The 18,646-nt window shown below is 70.3% G+C and carries 15 protein-coding genes; 4 read left to right on the forward strand and 11 right to left on the reverse strand.

The features are described 5' to 3' along the window. Nucleotides 1-117: 117 nt before the first annotated feature. Both ACAH41_RS21370 and ACAH41_RS21375 read right to left on the reverse strand, forming a co-directional pair. Nucleotides 118-3,792: a response regulator gene (locus tag ACAH41_RS21370; RefSeq protein WP_325653921.1), complete on the reverse strand. Its 3,675-nt coding sequence runs from the start codon at nucleotides 3,790-3,792 to the stop codon at nucleotides 118-120. A gap of 212 nt (nucleotides 3,793-4,004) precedes the next feature. Further along, a complete protein-coding gene (locus ACAH41_RS21375; protein ID WP_325653919.1) occupies nucleotides 4,005-5,678 on the reverse strand; it encodes an aminotransferase class III-fold pyridoxal phosphate-dependent enzyme in 1,674 nt (557 codons plus the stop codon). Between the two features lie 146 nt (nucleotides 5,679-5,824). Between ACAH41_RS21375 and asd the strand changes: the two genes are divergently transcribed. Together asd and ACAH41_RS21385 are read left to right on the forward strand one after the other, a co-directional pair. After that, nucleotides 5,825-6,730, forward strand: a complete 906-nt coding sequence (asd, locus tag ACAH41_RS21380) for an archaetidylserine decarboxylase (protein ID WP_325653917.1) — start codon at nucleotides 5,825-5,827, stop codon at nucleotides 6,728-6,730. Between the two features lie 31 nt (nucleotides 6,731-6,761). Continuing rightward, on the forward strand, nucleotides 6,762-7,118 hold the full coding sequence (locus ACAH41_RS21385; RefSeq protein ID WP_325653915.1) for a hypothetical protein: 357 nt from the start codon (nucleotides 6,762-6,764) through the stop codon (nucleotides 7,116-7,118). A gap of 280 nt (nucleotides 7,119-7,398) precedes the next feature. On the opposite strand, the gene ACAH41_RS21390 is transcribed toward ACAH41_RS21385, so the two are convergent. Beyond that, nucleotides 7,399-8,172 (reverse strand): MHYT domain-containing protein, encoded by a 774-nt coding sequence (locus ACAH41_RS21390; RefSeq protein ID WP_325653913.1) that lies wholly within the window; start codon nucleotides 8,170-8,172, stop codon nucleotides 7,399-7,401. Nucleotides 8,173-8,406: 234 nt separating this feature from the next. Here ACAH41_RS21390 and ACAH41_RS21395 point away from each other — a divergent pair, with 234 nt between their 5' ends. Then, nucleotides 8,407-9,972, forward strand: coding sequence for a GGDEF domain-containing protein (locus ACAH41_RS21395; RefSeq protein WP_325653911.1), 1,566 nt, complete (start codon nucleotides 8,407-8,409; stop codon nucleotides 9,970-9,972). A 147-nt stretch (nucleotides 9,973-10,119) separates the two neighbouring features. After that, nucleotides 10,120-11,064: a CysB family HTH-type transcriptional regulator gene (locus ACAH41_RS21400; protein ID WP_141288225.1), complete on the forward strand. Its 945-nt coding sequence runs from the start codon at nucleotides 10,120-10,122 to the stop codon at nucleotides 11,062-11,064. 27 nt (nucleotides 11,065-11,091) lie between these two features. Here the strand turns inward: ACAH41_RS21400 and ACAH41_RS21405 are convergent, their stop codons facing one another. From ACAH41_RS21405 to ACAH41_RS21440, 8 genes are read right to left on the reverse strand one after another with little or no spacing between them, the layout of a single operon-like run. Beyond that, a complete protein-coding gene (locus ACAH41_RS21405; protein WP_325653907.1) occupies nucleotides 11,092-11,694 on the reverse strand; it encodes a hypothetical protein in 603 nt (200 codons plus the stop codon). Between the two features lie 6 nt (nucleotides 11,695-11,700). Next, complete coding sequence (locus ACAH41_RS21410; RefSeq protein ID WP_325653905.1) at nucleotides 11,701-13,053, reverse strand: condensation domain-containing protein; 1,353 nt, start codon at nucleotides 13,051-13,053, stop codon at nucleotides 11,701-11,703. Next, nucleotides 13,053-14,861 carry a hypothetical protein gene (locus ACAH41_RS21415; RefSeq protein ID WP_325653903.1) on the reverse strand — a complete coding sequence of 603 codons (1,809 nt, stop codon included), beginning with the start codon at nucleotides 14,859-14,861 and terminating at the stop codon, nucleotides 13,053-13,055. Before ACAH41_RS21415 ends, ACAH41_RS21410 begins: the two co-directional genes overlap by 1 nt. A 13-nt stretch (nucleotides 14,862-14,874) precedes the next feature. Continuing rightward, nucleotides 14,875-15,636 (reverse strand): ABC transporter permease, encoded by a 762-nt coding sequence (locus tag ACAH41_RS21420; RefSeq protein WP_325653901.1) that lies wholly within the window; start codon nucleotides 15,634-15,636, stop codon nucleotides 14,875-14,877. Beyond that, on the reverse strand, nucleotides 15,633-16,562 hold the full coding sequence (locus tag ACAH41_RS21425; RefSeq protein WP_325653899.1) for an ABC transporter ATP-binding protein: 930 nt from the start codon (nucleotides 16,560-16,562) through the stop codon (nucleotides 15,633-15,635). Before ACAH41_RS21425 ends, ACAH41_RS21420 begins: the two co-directional genes overlap by 4 nt. Continuing rightward, nucleotides 16,559-17,062: a 3-hydroxyacyl-ACP dehydratase gene (locus ACAH41_RS21430; protein ID WP_325653896.1), complete on the reverse strand. Its 504-nt coding sequence runs from the start codon at nucleotides 17,060-17,062 to the stop codon at nucleotides 16,559-16,561. Before ACAH41_RS21430 ends, ACAH41_RS21425 begins: the two co-directional genes overlap by 4 nt. After that, a complete protein-coding gene (locus ACAH41_RS21435) occupies nucleotides 17,059-18,315 on the reverse strand; it encodes a beta-ketoacyl-[acyl-carrier-protein] synthase family protein (protein ID WP_325653894.1) in 1,257 nt (418 codons plus the stop codon). Before ACAH41_RS21435 ends, ACAH41_RS21430 begins: the two co-directional genes overlap by 4 nt. Beyond that, on the reverse strand, nucleotides 18,315-18,602 hold the full coding sequence (locus tag ACAH41_RS21440) for an acyl carrier protein (RefSeq protein ID WP_325653892.1): 288 nt from the start codon (nucleotides 18,600-18,602) through the stop codon (nucleotides 18,315-18,317). Before ACAH41_RS21440 ends, ACAH41_RS21435 begins: the two co-directional genes overlap by 1 nt. Between the last annotated feature and the right edge of the window lie 44 nt (nucleotides 18,603-18,646).

Consider the following 18,646-nt stretch of genomic DNA (forward strand, 5'->3'; position numbering starts at 1 on the left):
CCACCCCCTGCCGGCTTCGCCGGCCCCCTCAAGGGGGCGCGCCTGCAGGACCGGCAGAGCCGGATCCTGGGGCGCCGCTGGGTTAGGTTGGCTTCCTGTGTCGCGGCGGCTGGGCCTTCAGGGGTGGGCGCTGTTGGCCGATGCGCCCGGCGCCAGCCAGCGCAGCAAAGTGGCATAGAGGCTGCCCGGGTCGACCGGCTTGGGCAGGTGATCGTTCATCCCGGCCTGCAGGCAGGCCGCACGGTCTTCGCTGAAAGCGTTTGCTGTCATCGCGACGATGGGGATGCTGGTTTGGCCCATGGCGCGAATTTGGCGCGTCGCCTGCAAGCCGTCCATGCCGGGCATCTGCATGTCCATCAGGATCAGCGCATAGGCCTTCTGCTGCGCCATCGCCACTGCGGCACGGCCGTCATGCGCGCAGTCCACGGACAGGCCTGCGGCCTGCAGCAGCGCCACGGCAACTTCCCGGTTGACTTCATTGTCCTCGGCCAGCAGGACCTCCAGACCGGCATGCCGCCCGGCCACCCGCGCCTCCGCCGCGACGGCGCTGGCGGAGGTGGGGGCGGTGATGAAACCCCGGCGTTGCAGGACGGCCGCCAGCGCGTCCTGCAGCGACGACTGGGTGACCGGCTTCAGCAGCACGCTGTTGACCGACGCCGCGCGGCTGCGGGCCCACATCTCGGGATCGTCATGGGCGGTGACGAGGATGCTCGGCGGCATGCCGGCCCCCAGCATCGCCGCGGCCCGGTTCAGCGTCTCCACGCCGTCGATGCCGGTCATGCGCCAGTCCACCAGCATCAGGTCGAAGCGCTGGCCACGGCTGGCGTGCTGTTCGATCAGCGCCAGCGCCTGCTCGCCGCTGCTGCAGGCCTGCACCTGCAGGCCCAGCAGGCCCAGTTGCTCGGCGATGGCTTCGCGCGCTTCGGGCAGGTCGTCCACCAGCAGCGCCTGCAGGCCGGCCATCGTGGGCCTGGGCCGGGGGATCTGGTCCGCGTCGGGCTTGCCCAGCCTGGCGGTGAACCAGAAGGTGCTGCCATGGCCGGGGAGGCTGGAGACGCCCCATTCCCCGCCCATCAGCTGCGCGAAGTGGCGGGTGAGCGCCAGGCCCAGGCCGCTGCCGCCGTGCAGCCGCGTGGTGGACGTGTCGCCCTGCTCGAAGGCCTCGAACAGGCGCCAGTGCTGGGCTTGCGGGATGCCGGGACCGGTGTCCTGCACCTCGAAGCGCACCAGCAGGGCCTGCGCATCCTCTTCCAGCTGCGAGCAGCGCAGGCGCACCCAGCCGGCATCGGTGAACTTCACGGCGTTGCCCAGCAGGTTGATCAGCATCTGGGCCAGGCGGGTCGGGTCGCCCAGCAGTCGGGCGGGAAGGTGGTCGGTGTCCACGACCAGTTCCAGCCGCTTGTCGTCGGCCCGCGGGCGGACCAGTTCCACCGAGCGCTGCACCACCTCGTCGAGTGCGAACTCGCGCTGCTCGAGGGTCATGCGGCCGGCTTCGATCTTCGAGAGGTCCAGCACGTCGTTGATCACCTGCAGCAGGTGACGCGACGCGGCCTGGACCTTGTCGAGGCGATCGCGCTGCAGCGGGGCCGCCTCGTCGCGCAGCAGCAGGTGCGTGAGCCCCATGATGGCGTTCATGGGCGTGCGGATTTCGTGGCTCATGTTGGCCAGGAAGGTGCTCTTGGCACGGTTGGCGGTCTCCGCGGCAGCCCGCGCCTCCTGCAACACCGTCACGTCGAAGAGCCAGGCCAGCCGCGCGGGCTGGTTGCCGTATTCCACCGGCATGCAGCTCACCATGACCCAGGCCGGTCGATCCTCGTGCCGATCCGGCAGCCGCAACTCCACCAGCCGGTTGAGCACCGGCTCGCCCCGGCCCAGGCGTTCGCGAATGTCCGCGAAGACCTGGGGGTCGGCATGGTCGGCCAGCACGTCCACGCCCGCTGCCTCGCTTTCGGGCCTTTGCACCAGGTCGCAGTAGGCCTGGTTCATGAACATCATGCGGTCGTCGGCTGCCGCGGCCAGCCGCACCGCGATGGGTGAGGCGGCCAGCACGCGGCGCAGCGTCTCCTGCTCGCGGCGCAGGCGGGAGTAGTCCACCAGGACCGACCGTATGCCCTGGAAGCGGCCTTGCGCATCGCGCACCACCGAGGCCGACACCAGCACGGGAAAGGTGCTGCCGTCGCGCCGCACGAAGGCCATCTCGAGTTCCTTCAGCTCGCCGGTGGCCTGTAGCTTCGGAAAATGCTCGCGCAGGGTCTCGGCGGAGGCCGGGGTGAGGAAGGCCTGGATGGGTTGGCCGACGACTTCGTCGCGCTGCCGGCCCAGCCATCGCAGCTCGGTGGCGTTGATGCGCAGCACCTTGCCGCCTGCGTCCAGCGAGTGGTAGCCGCAGGGCGCCTCGTTGTAGAGGTCCTCCAGCTCATCGGCCTGGCGGCTCACTTTGGCTTCGGCCTGCTTGCGGGCGGTGATGTCGGTCGCTTCCGAAAACACGCCCTGCACCTGGCCGTCCACCACATACGGCGTGAGCGTGACCTGGAGCGTGGCCTCTCGACCATCCGGCCGCATGAGTCGCCGGTCGAAGGTCCGGGATTGGCCTGCCAGTGCCGCCTGGTAGTGCGGCAGTCCCTCGGCCAGCAGGCGCGGCTCGAGCAGGTCGTCCAGCGGGCGGCCGGCGAGCGCCTGCGGGGTCTTGCCGAACCAGTCCAGGTGGGCCGCATTGGCGAAGCGGTTGTGCAGATACGCGTCCCAGTAGGCGATGGTGTTGGGCAGCGCATCGGTGAGGCCCCGGAGGAAGCGGGTGCTGCGTTCCAGTTCCCGGGTGCGTTCTGCAATGCCGGCCTCCAGGGCCTGCCGGGCCCGCAGCGTCTTGCGCGCGGTCCAGAAGAAGAACGCGGACAAAGGCAGGATGAGCAAGGTGAGCAGCGCGGCTGAGCGCCGCCACGCTTCGGGGTCGGCCGTGCGGCCCACCGTCATCCAGAACGGGGCCGCGCGGAAGCGCTGGTACACGTACAGGCGCTCCACGCCGTCGATGGGCGCGACGGTCCGGTACTCGTATTGCCGCTGCCCGGGCCGGTCGCGCAACAGCTTGCGCAAGGTCTGGGACACGTTGCGGTTGCCAACGCCGCTGTCCGGGCCCGGCAAGGCCGGCACCCGGGCAACCTGCGCCAGGTCCAGCGTCCGCAGGTTCACGATGCCCGAAGGGCCCAGCTCGACACTGGGGAGCAGCTTGCCGATCGCTTCGACCGGCAGCGTGGCGAAGACCACGCCGAGGAATTCGCCATTCGGGGCCTCGATGCGCCGGGCCAGGATCATTGACCACTCCGGTCTGACCTTGGGCTGCAGCGGCCCGTCGAAGATCAGGCCCTTCTCGCCCGCCGCCGCGCGTTGGAAGTAGGTCCTGTCGAGGGTGACGGGGCGAGGCTCGCCGGGTTGGCTGAAACCTGTGTTGAAGAAGTTCAGGCCGTTGCGGTCGATGATGCCCAGGCGCCGGATCAGGGGCCGGGCCGCCACGTCATGGCGCACCTGCGCCAGCAGGCGCGCCATCTCGGGTTCTCCGCCCTGGCGGACCTGCTCATAGCGAAACCCCACGGACTCAAGCAGGGCGTCGGTTTCTTCAAAGGCGTGCTCCACGCGCACGGCCAGCAGTACGGCGGCATTGCGCAGCGACACCGTGGCGTTACGCTGGCTTTCCTCCCGCTCGTTCCACAGCAGGTAGGCCGCCAGCGCCACGATCACCACTGTGCCGGCCCAGGCCACGGCATAGGGCGCGGACGGCAGCAGTCTGGCGAGCTTCAAGGCCTCACCGGCACCCGACGCGGGCCCGAGGGTCCTGGGGCATGGGGGCGACCCGCATGGCGCAGCGTGTCGTCCTCTGGGGCGTTGCTTGCATTGCCCTCCCTGGGCCTGGCCTGGACCGAAGTTGGCAGTCTAGTGGAAGGCCGGGGGCGCGCGCGCCTCGCCCCGGGGAAAGCGAGCATGTGGGCGCGCCCAGCGGGAGGCCCGGGCACTCAGACCAGCCGCCCCAGCATCTCCTTCAACATCCCGCGCCGGATGCCCTTGTTGGTCTGGCCCGGGGCCTGCCACCACCAGCCGTCGGCCTGCATGGCCTGGGCGGCGGCGACGAAGCGTTCGCTGATGCGTTCGAAGTCTTCGTCGGTGTGGGCCAGGCTGAAGATCAGGCGGCCGGTGCCGACCCAGCTCAGCAGCAGGCCCTGCTCGCGCAGGTAGAACTGGAACATCCAGTGGTAGCGCGAGGGCTGGGTGTAGCTCACCGTCCAGATGGTGGACAGGTTGGCCACGCGCACCGGCACGCCGGCCTGGGCCAGGCGCTGGTTCAGCGCGGCGGCGCGGCGGTCCTGCTTCGCGTCCAGGTCCTCGTACAACGCCTGCGTGGCGGGCAGTGCCAGGTGGTCCAGCAGCGCGGACATCGCGCCCATCACATACGGGTGAGCGTTGAAGGTGCCGCGGGCGAAGCAGATGTCGGCCGGGTGGTCCTCGCGGAAGCGCTTCATCAGCGCGCGCTTGCCGCAGACCACGCCGACCGGCAGGCCGCCGCCCAGCGTCTTGCCGTAGGTCACCATGTCGGCCTGCACGCCGAAATACTGCTGCGCGCCGCCGGGCGCGAGGCGAAAGCCGACGAAGACCTCGTCGAAGATCAGCACGATGCCGCGCTCGGTGCAGACCTCGCGCAGCTGCTGCAGCCAGCGGGTGTACGCGGCGCGGTCGTAGTGCGCGCTGCGTGAGCCGTCCACCAGCGATGAGTCGCCCGGCGCAGCGCGGTTCGGGTGCAGCGCCTGCAGCGGGTTGACCAGCACGCAAGCCACATCCTTGCGCTGGCGCAGCACCTGCAGCGCACGCTCGCTCATGTCCTGCAGTGTGTAGGTCTCGCGCGGCGGCAGCGGGTTGCCGGGGCCTGGCTGCACGTCTTCCCACCAGCCGTGGTACGCGCCGCAGAAGCGCACCAGGTGGCGCTTGCCGGTGTGGTACCGGGCCAGCCGCACCGCCTGCATCACAGCCTCGGTACCGGACATGTGGAAGCTCACCTCGTCCAGCCCGGAGATGGCCTGCAGCCGCGCCACGTTGTCGGCCACGCAGGGGTGCAGCGTGCCCAGCACCGGGCCGAAGTCGGCCACCATGGCCGCGCCCTGGGCGATGGTGCGCTTGTAGAGGTCGTGGCCGAACAGGTTCACCCCATAGGAGCCGGTCAGGTCCTCGTAGGTCTGGCCGTCCAGGTCCGTGAGGGACACGCCATGCGTGCCGGTGCCCACGCTGCCCAGCTTCAGGTGCTGGCGCAGGTAGGGGCTGAACGGGAAGGGCACGCGGTAGGCGCCGGTGAACTGCAGGTCCGACAGGCCGCTGCGCAGCGCATCGGTCCAGGCGATGGAGCGCGCATGGCGCTCGCCCAGCTGGCCGGCCAGCGCGTGGAAACCGGCGCGGCGGCGGGCCAGCACCTCGGCCGGTGCGTCGTCGCAGGCAAAGAAGCGCTGCTCGTCGTAGGCATAGCCCGGCAGCAGCCGCGCCACGCGCTGGGCCATGCGCGAGTGGCCGGTCAGCGAGCGGTGCTTGGCGCGCGAAAGCGACAGCCGTTGCCAGGCCCGCGGCGCCAGCGCCAGCACGGCAGCGCCGGCCAGCGCGCTGGTCAGCAGCAGGGAGGAAGAGGAGGCGAGCAGGCTGGGGATCATGGGCGGGCACCGGCAAAGACGGACGAAGCCCCGATCTGAACCGCTGCCTTTGACAGCAGCGTGAAAGCCAGCCCCGCCGGGGCTGATGTGTGCGGCTGTCACACGGGCCCGGGACACTGGCAGGCTGTGCTTGCCCCTGCCCAACCATGAAAGCTCGCCGCTGGCGTGACCTGCTGCTGCAGCAGGAAGACCTGAATTTCCTGCTGACCAACCGCATCCCGCGCAGTGCAGCCACCTGGTTGATGGGCTGGTTCAGCCAGATCGAATCGCCGTGGCTGGCGCGGCTGTCGATTGCCGTCTGGCGCCAGTTCACCAAGCTGGACCTGGGCGAGGCGAAGGCGCAGCAGTTCCGCAGCCTGCACGCCTGCTTCGTGCGCGAGCTGAAGGACGGCGCCCGGCCGGTCGAACAAGACCCGGCCGTGCTCGTCTCCCCGTGCGACGCCATCGTCGGCGCCTGCGGCCGCGTGCATCAAGGCCAGCTCTGGCAGGCCAAGGGCTTCCCGTACAGCGCGGCAGATTTGTTCGGCGACGCCGCCCGCGCCGCGCCGTTTGCCGAAGGCTGCTTCGTCACGCTGCGCCTGACCTCGGCGATGTACCACCACTTCCACGCCCCGCACGACGCGACCATCGAACACGTCACCCACATGGCCGGCGACACCTGGAACGTCAACCCGATCGCGCTCAAGCGTGTCGAGCGCCTGTTCTGCAAGAACGAACGCGCGGCGGTGCACTTGAAACTCACGCACAGCGGCCACCCCGTCGCGCTGATCCCCGTCGCCGCCATCCTGGTTGCCAGCCTGCGGCTGAATTTCCTGGACCTCCTGATCCCCGCGCGCTACCCGCAGCGCTACAGCGGCCCGAACGAGTTGCCCTGCCAGGTCGAGGTGAAAAAGGGCGAGGACCTCGGCTGGTTCCAGCACGGTTCGACGGTGATCGTGTTTGCCCCGCCGGGGTTTGTGCTTTGCGAGGGTGTAGTCAGTGGCAAGACCATCCGCATGGGGCAGGGGTTGATGCGGTTACCAACCGACGGCCAATCCCGTCGCGCGGAATAGACTGGCAGGACCTCCTTCAACCAGTTCTCTCATGCGTCTGGCGCTTGCCTGGATGGTGCTTTCTGCTGCCGCCATCTTTTCGTTGTGGTGTCTCAACGGCGCCGCGTTCTCCGCATGGATGTCTGGCGGTCCGCCCAATGCTTATCCCCATGGCTGGGCGCTGCGGGCGCAAGGCCAGCTGGCCTATGCCGGTGCTGCGGCTGCGGCAGGCGTGGGCCTGTTCCGGATCATTCGGGGGGCGCAGACGTGGCGCCGTGTTTCCACCGGCTTGCTGATGGCGGCCCTGGTGCTGGCAGTGTGGCCAAGCGCTCACCGTGCGCTGCTGCAGGACAAGTGTCTGGACAGCGGTGGGCGCTGGAACCACGATGGCCGGCAATGTGAGCGTTGACGCGCAAGGCGGCCAGGTGAACGACAAGCCAGAGATTCACTGTCCCAAGTGCGCTTGGTGACCCGGGCCAGGAGACCGCTGGCATTGCGTGCCGTCATGCGGCACCGTGTGGAACACTTTCTGGACGAACGCTGTCTGCCCAGGCTGCGCGGTGCGCTGGCCGCGGACGCAGTGTTTCGAGTGCGGACAGTTCTCGCCGCACGAGGCCTGGTACCACCAGCCGCCCGGAGGTGATGCGGGGGCGCGTGACCAGGGACGCGAGCGGACGGTCTGAGAAGGCTCAGGCCTGGCGGGTCAGCCCATCTTCCAGCGCCTGCTGCTGGCGCTGGGTGCGTTGCAGGAAGGCGTCGGCCGCGACCATGGTGGAGACGCAGGCGGCGACGGTGATGACCAGGAATTGCAGCTCGTCGTTGTAGAGCAGCCCGCCCAGGCGGCCCAGCAGGTTGCTGGTTTCGCAGATGGCGTTGGCGGCGGCCATGCCGGTGTAGTGCATGGCGCAGACCGCGGCCGCCATCACCAGCGAAGCGGCCACCCGGTGCGCCACGCTGCGCACGTGGAACGCCAGCCACAGCGCTGCGGTGGCCGCCACCACGGCGATGCCCACGGCCAGCGCGACCATGGACCAGTTCCATAGCAGGAAGCCGCCGAACTGCATCGAGGCCATGCCGAGGAAGTGCATCACCGAAACACCCATGCCGGTCAAGGGTCCGGCCACCGCCAGCCGGCGATACGAAAACGGCCCGGACGCCAGGTAGCCCAGCGCCGCTGCCGAGGCCAGCACCGCGGCGGCCAGCGACAGCCAGGTCCACAAGGGCTGGTAGCCCACGGCCACGCTGGTCTTCCAGGCCAGCATGCCCAGGAAGTGCATGGACCAGATCCCCACGCCGCCCAGCGCCAGGCCGGCCAGCAGGGCATTGAGGCGGCTGACCAGCCCGCGCTGCCCGCGCACCAGGCTGGCGGGCGCCAGCGCGCTGTAGGCGCCCACGGCCGAGATCACGAATGAAGCCGCCACCAGCGACGGGTCGTAAGAGGGAACAAGCGATTGCAATGCCACGGGGGAACCTCTTTGCGATCCCACGCCGGCCTGCGGGTGAAACCATCTGTTACAGCTGTGGCGAGTCTAGGCATGGGTCATGTCGCATGCGAACCCCCTAATGGCGTTGCAGGATCAAGGCCCGGCCGCGCTTCGCCAATTCCGTCACGCCACGGTGGCAGTGTGATTTCTTGCCACGCATACCCCGGACCTGCGCCGATGGCCGGCCCCGGGATCGGTGCTAGCCTTGGCTGAATGACAAGTGCCCACGTCGATGAGCTGGTGTCCGAGCTGGACGCGCAACTCAGTCGCTGGGAGGCCGAGGCCTACCGGTCATTGATGTGGGTCATCCAGGCCTGTGACGAGATCGCGGCGCAGGCCGATGCGTTCGGACTGGTGCCGCAGGCGATCCGCGCGCGTTTGCTGGCCAGTGACGCTCGCAGCCGCCAGGGCATGGCCGAGGCGGCGCGGGTGGAACAGCTGGCCTTGCATGAAGCCGCACAGGCATGGCCCGCGCTGGCCGGGCATGCCGCCACCTACCTCGCTTCTTCCTGCGACCGCCTGGGCTACCGGGCGGAAGCGATGCGCTGGGTCGAGGCCTCGATGCGCGGGGTGCCGAACGAAGACCTGTCGGCCTGGCATGCCGAGGCGCTGATGGTGGCGGCGCTGTTCTCGACCAGCCGCGCCGGGGCCGACTACACCCTGGTGCACCAGGCCATGGCTGCGGTCCGCGCCGCTTGCCTGCCGGCCATGATGGCGGCGACGGCGGCCAACTTTGCCGAAGTCTGCGCCGAGTGTGGCGGGCTGGGCATGGCCAGCCATTTCACCGATGAGGCCGAGGCCATCATGCGGCGCCACCCGGAGGCCGCCTCCGCGCTCAGCTGGGAGTCCGTGGCGCGGGCCCGGCTGGCGCTGTCGGAGCTTGCCTCCGCCGAGCGCGCCTGCCAGGAGTCCCTGCGGCTGGAGGAACAACTTGGCTGCTGCGACGTCAACGGCGACCCCTGGCTGAGCTGCGCCGAAGTGGCGCTGGCGCGCGGCGACGCGGCCGGCGCCCTGGCGATGCTCGAACACCCCCGGCGCCGCGCCCGCGACGCCAGTTCCGCCTGGACCAATGCGCGCGACCTGGACGTGCGTGCGCGGGTGATGGCCGGGCTGCGGCGCTGGGAAGAGGCCTACCAATGGATGGTCCGCCATGTGGCGGCGTATGAGCAGGTCCGGTCCATCGAGGGCGACCGGGCGGTGGCCGAATCGAGCCAGGCGGTGGCGGTCGACGAGGCGCGCAGGCAGTCCAGGCACTTCGAGCAACTGGCCATGACGGACCCGCTCACCGGCCTGCCCAACCGCCGCCACGCCGAACGCTGGCTGGCCGAGCACGCCGACGCCCCGCTCAGCCTGGCCATCGCCGACCTGGATCATTTCAAGCGCATCAACGACACCTGTTCACACGCGGCTGGCGACCTGGTGCTCCAGCGCTTCGGTGCGATGTTGAACGAGGTGTTCAACCGGTCCGACAGCGGGCCGGGCACGCCGATGCTTGCGGCGCGGCTCGGTGGCGAGGAGTTCCTGCTGGCCTGGTGCGGCATCCCCTGCGACGCCGCGATGGTGCGCGGCGACGAGATCCGCGAACGGCTGCGCGCCACCTCGTTCACCGACATTGCCGGCGACTTGCCCGTCACCGCCAGCCTCGGGCTGGCCTTCGGCACCCCGCCGGTCAACCCCAGCGAGCTGCTGCGTACCGCGGACCTGTACCTCTACCAGGCCAAGCATGCCGGCCGCGACACGATCGTCGGCCCGGTGCGGCTGCGGGACAAGGCCGGATGAGTCGGCAGCCGCGCCGCCCTTATTCGCTCAGCGATGAAGGAATCGCTTTTTGAGTTGTTGGTGTTTGGGGGCGGGATTTTCAATAATGCGGAAAACGTCTGATCACCCGTTCCTGCCGCTGTGTTTCGCCAGCGGCTCACAAAAATCATGAACTTTCAGCAATTGCGCTCTGTGCGCGAGGCCGTGCGCCGGGGTTTCAACCTGACCGATGTGGCCGAGGCACTGCACACTTCGCAGCCCGGCATCAGCCGGCAGATCCGCGAGCTGGAAGACGAGCTGGGGGTGGAGATCTTCGTGCGCGCCGGCAAGCGGCTGACCGGGCTGACACCGGCCGGCGAGCGCGTGCTGCCCTGGGTCGAGCGGCTGCTGCTGGACGCTGAGAACCTGCACCGCGCAGGCGAGGACTTCCGCCTCGGCGAGGTTGGCATGCTGAGCATTGCTGCCACCCACTCGCAGGCCCGCTACGCGCTGCCCGGCGCAGTGCATGACTTCCGTTCGCTGCACCCCAAGGTGCAGCTGCAGATGCACCAGGGCTCGCCGGACCAGATCGCGCAGATGCTGCTGACCGGCCAGGCCGACATCGGCATTGCCTCGCATGTGCTGGCCGACAACCCGGAGCTGGTCGCGCTGCCCTGCTACCGCTGGACGCATTCGGTCGTCGTGCCGGTGGGCCATGCGCTGCTGGACCAGCCGTTGACGCTGGAGCGCCTGGCCGAACACCCGGTCATCACCTACGAAACCGGGCTGACCGGCCGCGGCAGCATCGACGATGCGTTCAGCCGCGCCGGCCTGGCGCCGCGCGTGGTGCTCACCGCGATGGACGCCGACGTGATCAAGACCTACGTCGAGCTGGGCCTGGGCGTGGGCATCATGGCCTCCATCGCCTACGACGAAGCGCGCGACACGCAACTGCGGGCCATCGAGGCGCGCAGCCTGTTCTCGATCAACACCACCAGCGTGGCGGTGCGGCGCGGCGGCCTGCTGCGCAGCTACGCCTACGACTTCATCCAGACCTTCGCACCGCATTTGCAGCCCGACGTGGTGCGCCAGGCCCAGGCCGCGCCGGTCGGCACGCCCGAGGCGCCGCTCTGACATTCCCTGAGCCCGCAGCGTCCCGGCTCACGCCGGCAGCGGGTCCAATCCCTTGGTGCGCTTCAGGAAGCTGGCGAACTCGTCGAAGCTGGTCACCTGGTTGAAGGCCACGGCGCGGTAGATGTCGCCGGAGAAGAACCAGTCGCCAGCCTCGATGTACTTCCAGTTGTGCCGGCGGTAGCGCGGCGAAGCCAGGCTCTGCCGCTTGATGTCGACGATGGCCTGCGCCGTGGCCGGCGCCAGCAGCGGCTTGAGCGTGGCGTTGTACTTGCGCACGCTGGGCAGCATGGCCGTCGGGATGATGCCGATGTCCAGCTTCCACTCCACGCCTTCGAACTCGGTGCTGAGGTCCAGCAGCACCATGTCCTTCAGCGCGAAGCGGGGCGCGTGGTCGACCTGGTTGATGATGTGGATGTCGCGCAGCGCCAGCGCCTCGGACAGCGTTTGCGTCACCGCGCACGCCATGGCCACGCTGGGCGGGTCCACCGCGAGGAAGACGTCGATTTCCGGCCAGACCATCAGGTCCAGGTCGAAGCTGCCGTGCACATAAGGCTCGCCCAGCGGCTGCAGGCGGGCCACCAGGTCGGATTGCGCCAGCAGGCGCTCGGCGGTCTGCTTCAGTGAGTCCATGGGTTTTCAGTTCGACAGTGGACGGCGCCAGGCCTGGGCCAGGGTTTGCTGCGGGTCGCTCAGCAGCGCGTGGACCAGGTCGAGGAAGCGGCGCGGGGCGAGGTGGTCAGGATCGAAGTGGCGGCGGGTCAGGAAAGGGCCGCGCAGCACGCCGTCCACCGGCCGCAGCTCCAGCGCGTGGCCGGCGCCCATCGCGCGGCCGGCCGCGAGGTTCAGCAGGCGGAACTGGTGGCGCTGCTGCACCTCCTGTGTCGCGGTGCCGACCTGGATCGCGAACCAGCTGCTGGCCAGCGGAATGCGCTGGCGCAGCAGCTCGGGGAACAGCTCGCGCACCACGCGTGCCGCAGGGAAGGCGCCGTGCCGGTAGGCGGCGGTGGCCGCCCCGCGCAGGGCAGCCAGGTTGTCCAGCAGCGAGCGCTGCGGGTCCATGCGCTGGCGCACGATGACCGGGTTCACGAAGCAGCCAACGGTCTCGGCAAAACGCGTCGGTCGGTTGCGCGTGGGCGTGGAGGTCAGCACGTCCAGCACACCGTTGCCCGCCGCCATCGCCCATTGCATGCAGGCCAGCAGCAGCACATGGGTCGTCAGCCGGTGCGCGCCGGCCAGCGCGTCCAGTCGCTGCACCATGTCCGCCGGCAGCGCAATCTCGGTGTGCCGCACCTCGCCCTCCTGGCCGAGGGACAGCGCCGCAGCGGCGGCATCGGCAGCCGCCACGCCTGGCGGGTCGGCCAGGTAATCGCGCCAGAAGCCCTGCAGCGCGACCAGCCGCTCGCCTTGCAGCGTCTGCCGCTCGTGTTCGACGAAGGCCGGGTACGGGTCGAAGCGGGCCTGGATGCCGGCCATGCAGGCGGCGGCGTCCTCGGCCTCGAACAGCTCGATCAGCTGGCCGAACAGCACCACGGCCGACCAGCCGTCGAAGATCGCGTGGTGCACCGACAGCGCCAGCGCGGTCACGCCGTCCTGCGTGTGCAGCAGGCTGCCGCGGGCCAGCGGCGGCCGGCCGAAGGGGTCGATGCCGGGGTGAAGCTGGTCGAACAAGGGCCCATGGTTCAGCGCCTGCACCAGGTCGTCGGCGTTGCCGTCGAAGGCCTGCTCGTCCAGCTGCAGGCCGCCTTCGGGCTGCACATGCTGGAAGAAGGTGAACAGGTCAGGACCGCGCTCGAACGAGGTGCGAAAAGCGTCCTGCAACTGGCTCACCTGCGCGAACACCTGGCGCAGCCGGCCCAGGTCCACGCCGGCCGGCAGCAGGCAGACCGAGCGCTGCAGGTGCGGCGCGAGCTGCGCATGCCTGGCCTCGGCCGCGAGAAAGCGGCGCTGGATTTCCGAGACGCCGAAGGTGGTGATCGTGTCGTTGCGCATCAGGTGGTTTGCCGGGCTTGCAGCGTGGCCGTGAAGAAGGAACACAGCTCGGCCGCCGCGCGTTGCCAGGCGGCCGGGTGGGCAAAGATGTGGCCTTCGCCGGGCAGCGTGAACAGCCGGCGCCTGGCCTCGGCCGGGCCGCGCACGAAGGCGGCCGAGTGGGCATGCGGGGTGACCTCGTCGCGCTCGCCGTGCAGCAGCAGCAGCTCGCAGCGGCCCGTGGGCCAATGGGTCGGGAAGTCCGCCTGGTGCGCCGGCGCGCCGTCCAGCACAGCCGGTGTGTAGACCGGCGCCACCAGCGCGCAGGCGGCCACCGCCTCGGTGCAGCCCAGTGCCTGCAACAGGCCCAGCGTGCCCAGGCTGGCCGAGACGACGCCCAGCGGGCCGCCCGCCGCATCGGCCAGGGCTTCCAGCGCGGCAGCCGTTTGGGAGGCCAGCGCGGCCAGGTCGTCCAGCCCCGCGGCCTCGCGGTAGGCCTTGCCGGCACCGGCGCTGCCGGGCACCTGCAGCAGCCCCACGTCGAAGCCCTGCTGCTGCGCCAGGTCGGCCACGCTGCGGGTCAGGAAGTCCTGCAGGAAATTGGTCTGCAGCTCGGGCGTGACGATCTTGTGCAGCCCCGGCAGCACGACTACCAAGGGCCGGCCCGGCGTGGCCTGGCCGCGGCAGCGCCAGCCGCCCTGGGGCGCTGCCGACCAGACCGGCAGCGCCGGCAGCGCATGCCGGGCCCAGCGGTCCAGCACCTGCACCTGCGCCTGCGCATGGTCCTGGCCGTCCACGCAGGCCTGGAAACCGGCGCCAGTCGCCTGCACAAAGCCCAGGTTGCCGCCCTGCAGGCCAAAGGCCGGCGCCACGCCGTCGTGCTGCGACAGCCGCGGCGCACCGGCGAGCAGCCCGCGCCAGAGTTTCAGCCTGCGCGCCTGGCCCGGCGCGGCCGTGGCCTGGCTCAGGCAGGCCAGCGTGTCGTGCGCTGCATCGGCGTCGAAGTCCAGCACCTCGTCGCCTGCGGGCGTGAGCCTTTGCAGCGGGCCGCCATCGGCCGGCAGCAGGCAGACCGCCATCTCGTCGCCCGGTTCGGCCAGCGTCAGCACGCCCGCTTCGCCCCAGCCGACCAGCGGCAGCTTGCGCAGCCCGGCGTGGCGCAGCGCCGGCAACGCGAGGGGGGTCAGCGCGCGAGGGTCGGCCAGCGCATGGCGATGGATCACCGCGCCCTGGCGGCCGGTGTGAAAGGCCGGCTGGGCCATCACCCAGGCCAGCCCGGCAGACAGGCACAGCGACAGGCGCTGGCCCGGCACGCTGCCCAGCGGCAGGCGCTGCTGGTTCCGCCCGTCAAAGCGCACCAGGTCGGCCAGCCCGGCTTCGTCGCGCTCGATCCAGGCCGCACCTTCGGCGCCCAGCGTGAAGGCCGCGACCCCCGAGGCCACCGCCAGCGGCTGGCCCGGCGTGTCGGCCGCAGCGCGGTACAGCCGCTGGCCTTGCAGCAGCCACAACGCGTCGTCGTCCGCAAACTCGGCGGCCGAAACGCCGCCCAGCGGCAGCCGCGCCACCGGCCCGTGGGCGTCGAACAGCTGCACCTCGCTGGCGCTGACGACCGCAAAGCGTTGCTGGCCGCAGCGCAGCCACAGCGGGCGGATGGTCGGCAAGGCCATCAGCTCGCGCGACTCACCGTCGGCCAGGCAGCGCACGCGCAGCGCGGGTGCTTCGTCTTCCGGGCCGGCCGAGACTTCGACCGTCAGCAGCCGCGCCGGCCCCCACGGTGCCACCGCAACGGTGAAGGGCTGGGTGTAGCGCAGGGCAGACAAGGCTGGCATGGGTCGGGGAGGCTCAGGCCTTGAGCTTGTAGCCGGTGTGGAAGGTCCAGGCGACGGTGGCAGTGGCTGCTGCCACGCAGCCCAGCGCCACCGCCAGGCTGGTCCACAGGTGCACATCGCCCTGGCCATAGAAGCTCCAGCGCAGCCCGCTGATCAGGTAGACCAGCGGGTTGAACAGCGCGAGCTGCTGCCAGGCCGGCGGCAGCATCTCCAGCGCGTAGAAGCTGCCGCCCAGGAAGGTCAGCGGCGTCAGCACCAGTTGCGGTGCCATCTGCAGCTTCTCGAAACTGTCGGCCCACAGCCCGATCAGGAAGCCCACCAGCCCGAAGGCGAGGACCGCCAGCAGGCTGAAGACCAGCATCCACACCGGGTGCTGGATCTGCAGCGGCACGAAGCAGCGCGCGGTCAGCAGGATCACGCCGCCGACCAGCACCGCCTTGGTTGCCGCCGCACCGACAAAACCCAGCAGGATCTCGTAGGGCGACACCGGCGCCGACAGCAGCTCGTAGACCGTGCCGGTGAAGCGCGGGAAGAAGATGCTGAACGAGCCGTGCGACAGGCTTTGCGACATCAGCGCCATCATCAGCAGCCCCGGCACGATGAAGGCGCCGTAGCTCACGCCGGCCACCGTGGGCACCCGCGCGCCGACGATGGCGCCGAAGACGATGAAGTACAGCGTGGTGGTGACCACCGGCGCGATCAGGCTCTGCGTCAGCGTGCGCCGCATGCGCCGCAGTTCATGAAAGTACATGGCCCTCACGGCATGACGATTCATGCCCCGGTCTCCTCGACCAGGTCGATCACGATGTCTTCCAGCGAGCGCTGCGCCGTCTGCAGGTCCTGCACCGCGATGCCGTGCGCGGCCAGCCGCTGCAGCAGCGGGCCGATGCCGGGCCAGCCTTCGCGCGGCGTGCAGTCGCAGCTCAGCTGCATCGCGTCGGCCGAGCATTGCAGCGCCAGGTCGGCCAGGCCCGCCGGCAGTTCGACCAGCGGCTGCTGCAGCTGCAGCGTCAGGCGTTTGCCGCCAAGCTCCTGCATCACCTCGGCTGTCGGCCTGACCAGCACCAGCTCGCCGCGCCGCAGCACGCCAATGCGGTCGGCCAGCGCCTGGGCTTCTTCGAGGTAATGGGTGGTCAGGATGATGGTCACGCCCTGTTCGCGCAGCTGGCGGATGGTGGCCCACATGTCGCGCCGCAAGGCCACGTCCACGCCCGCGGTGGGCTCGTCCAGGAACAGCAGCGTGGGCTCGTGGGCGAGGGCCTTGGCGATCAGCACCCGGCGCTTCATGCCGCCCGAGAGCGCCTTCATCGGGCTGCGCCGCTGGTCCCAAAGCGACAGGCTGCGCAGCACCGCCTCGATGCGGGCCGGGTTCGGCGCATGGCCGAACAGCCCTCGGCTGTAGGCCACGCCGGCCTGCACCGTGGTGAAGGCATCGCTGGGCAGCTCCTGCGGCACCAGGCCGATGCGGGCCCGCGCCTGGCGGGCTTCGCGCACCGTGTCGAATCCCTCGACCTGCACCGTGCCGCCACTGGCGCGCACGATGCCGCAGGCGATGTTGATCAGCGTGCTCTTGCCGGCGCCATTGGGGCCCAGCAGCGCAAACACCTCGCCGCGCGGCACGCTGAGGCTCAGGTCCTGCAGCGCGACAAAGCCACTGTCGTAGACCTTGCGCAAGCTGGCAATCCGAAGCGCCAGGGTCATGACAAACCCAGCTCGGCCGGACCGGCCAGGCCTAGCACAAACGACAGCTCGGCCACCCGCTGCCCGTCGACCGCGGCCTGGCCGCTGACCGAGACAAAACCAGCCGCGGCGCGGTCCACCGCCAGCGTGAAGCGCACCTGCTGGCCCGGCCGCACCGGGCGCAGGAACTTGCAGCGCTGGATCATCGCCAGCACGCCCAGCTGGCCGCCACCTGCGGCCTGGACCTGCGGCTCGCTGGCGCGCAGCGCGGCGCCGGCAATCTGCGCCGCGGCCTCGACCAGGTGCACCGCCGGCACGATGGGCCGGCCCGGGAAATGGCCCTGCATCGCCGCCAGCTCGGCGGACCAGCAGGCGCTGCCGGCAAAGCGGCCCTCGCCCAGCACTTCGGCGCTGTGCGCGAACAGCGCGTCGCCGCGGTGCGGGATCAGCTGCTCGATCGCGCTGCGGTCCAATTCCAACAGTGGCAAGGGTGCCGCCGCCGGCGCCAACAGCGCGCTCATGCTGGCGCCCGCGTGGCGATCAAGGACACGTTGCTGCCGCCAAACGCGAACGAGTTGGACATCACCGCATCCAGCCGCTGGCCGTGGCGCGCGATGTTGGGCACCACGTCGAGTGCGCAGGCCGGGTCCTGCTCGCTGAGGTTGGCGGTCGGCGGGATCGAGCCGCTGGCCAGCGCATGCACGCTGATCGCGAACTCCAGCGCACCGCCGGCACCGATCAGGTGGCCGTGCATGGACTTGGTGGCGCTGACGGCCAGGTGGTTGGCGTGCGCGCCAAAAGCGTCGTGGATCGCCTGCGACTCGACCAGGTCGCCCAGCGGCGTGGCCGTGCCGTGGGCATTGACGTAGCCGACTGCATCGGCAGGCAGCCCGGCATCGCGCAGCGCGGCGCGCATGGCTGCGGCCTGGCCGGGCCGCGAGGGCTTGGTGATGTGCTGCGCGTCGGTGCTGTTGCCGTAGCCCGCCAGCAGCGCGTGCATGCGGGCGCCGCGGCGGCGCGCGAAGTCCTCGGCTTCCAGCACCAGCGCGGCGCTGCCCTCGCCGAGCACAAAGCCCGAGCGCTTCAGGTCGAAGGCCTTGTGGCTGCGCGCCGGGTCCTCAGCATCTGGCGTGGCCAGCACGCGCAGCGCCTGCCAGGCGGCGTAGGAGCCGGGCGACAGCAAGGCTTCGGCGCCGATGACGACGATGGCGTCGGCATAACCGTGCGCAATGCAGCGCATCGCCTCGCCCAGCGCCACCGCCGAAGAGGCGCAGGCCACGCTGTAGCTCTGCGTGGGCCCGTGCAGGCCGAGCTCGATGGCCAGCCAGGCGCACAGCGCGTTGGGCATCATGCGCGGCACCGTGAACGGGTGGACCAGGATGGGCCCGTTCGGGCCGCGTTGCGCCTTCTTGGCCTCGACGTCGCGCATCGTGGTCTCCAGCGTCAGCAGGCCGCCCATGCCCATGCCGGTGAACACGCCGATGTGCTCGCGCTGTGCTTCATCGGGCGCCAGCCCGGCGTCTGCCACCGCCTCGCGGGCAGCGGCCAGGCCCAGCAGCGTGACGCGGTCGTAGCCCGCCTCGGCCGGTGCGATGTGCGCGGCAAAGCCTTCGGGCACCGAGGCGGCAATCGCCGTGGGCGCCGCCGCCAGGATGGGCGCCGGCGCGGCGCGCACGCCGCTCTGCCCGGCCAGCAGCGCGGCCATGCTGCTGGCAAAGTCCAGCCCCAGCGGGGTGACCGCGCCCAGCCCGGTGATGGCCACCGCGCGCCGCATCACGATGCCAGCGGCAGCGGGTCCAGTCCGGCCTGGCCGCGCTGGCGGTGCTGCTCGGCCAGCTCGGCGACCATGTCGTCCAGCGTCATGTTGCGCAGCGCCTCGGTGCGGCCGATGGTCACGCCGTATTGCTCCTCCACCATCCACAGCATCTCGACCAGCGACAGCGAGTCGATGTTCAGCGCGGACAGCTTGACCGCGCCGTTGGCCAGCTCCTCGCGCGGGATCTGTGCGGTGTTGACCAGGTAGTCGATGGTCAGGGCCTTGATGCTGTCGATGGGGTTCATGGCATTCCTCCGGGCGTGTGGGAAGGGCAACGTGGGATGGGCAA

The organism is Ideonella sp., assembly GCF_041287625.1.
Lineage (GTDB): Bacteria > Pseudomonadota > Gammaproteobacteria > Burkholderiales > Burkholderiaceae_C > Ideonella.

Coding starts and splice junctions, on each gene's coding strand:
- ACAH41_RS21435 (WP_325653894.1), bottom strand. CDS start 18,315: ATGCGGCGCGCGGTGGCCATCACCGGGCTGGGCGCGGTCACCCCGCTG.
- ACAH41_RS21400 (WP_141288225.1), top strand. CDS start 10,120: ATGAACTTTCAGCAATTGCGCTCTGTGCGCGAGGCCGTGCGCCGGGGT.
- ACAH41_RS21415 (WP_325653903.1), bottom strand. CDS start 14,861: ATGCCAGCCTTGTCTGCCCTGCGCTACACCCAGCCCTTCACCGTTGCG.
- ACAH41_RS21420 (WP_325653901.1), bottom strand. CDS start 15,636: ATGAATCGTCATGCCGTGAGGGCCATGTACTTTCATGAACTGCGGCGC.
- ACAH41_RS21375 (WP_325653919.1), bottom strand. CDS start 5,678: ATGATCCCCAGCCTGCTCGCCTCCTCTTCCTCCCTGCTGCTGACCAGC.
- ACAH41_RS21430 (WP_325653896.1), bottom strand. CDS start 17,062: ATGAGCGCGCTGTTGGCGCCGGCGGCGGCACCCTTGCCACTGTTGGAA.
- ACAH41_RS21440 (WP_325653892.1), bottom strand. CDS start 18,602: ATGAACCCCATCGACAGCATCAAGGCCCTGACCATCGACTACCTGGTC.
- ACAH41_RS21405 (WP_325653907.1), bottom strand. CDS start 11,694: ATGGACTCACTGAAGCAGACCGCCGAGCGCCTGCTGGCGCAATCCGAC.
- ACAH41_RS21395 (WP_325653911.1), top strand. CDS start 8,407: ATGACAAGTGCCCACGTCGATGAGCTGGTGTCCGAGCTGGACGCGCAA.
- ACAH41_RS21385 (WP_325653915.1), top strand. CDS start 6,762: ATGCGTCTGGCGCTTGCCTGGATGGTGCTTTCTGCTGCCGCCATCTTT.
- ACAH41_RS21410 (WP_325653905.1), bottom strand. CDS start 13,053: ATGCGCAACGACACGATCACCACCTTCGGCGTCTCGGAAATCCAGCGC.
- ACAH41_RS21425 (WP_325653899.1), bottom strand. CDS start 16,562: ATGACCCTGGCGCTTCGGATTGCCAGCTTGCGCAAGGTCTACGACAGT.
- asd (WP_325653917.1), top strand. CDS start 5,825: ATGAAAGCTCGCCGCTGGCGTGACCTGCTGCTGCAGCAGGAAGACCTG.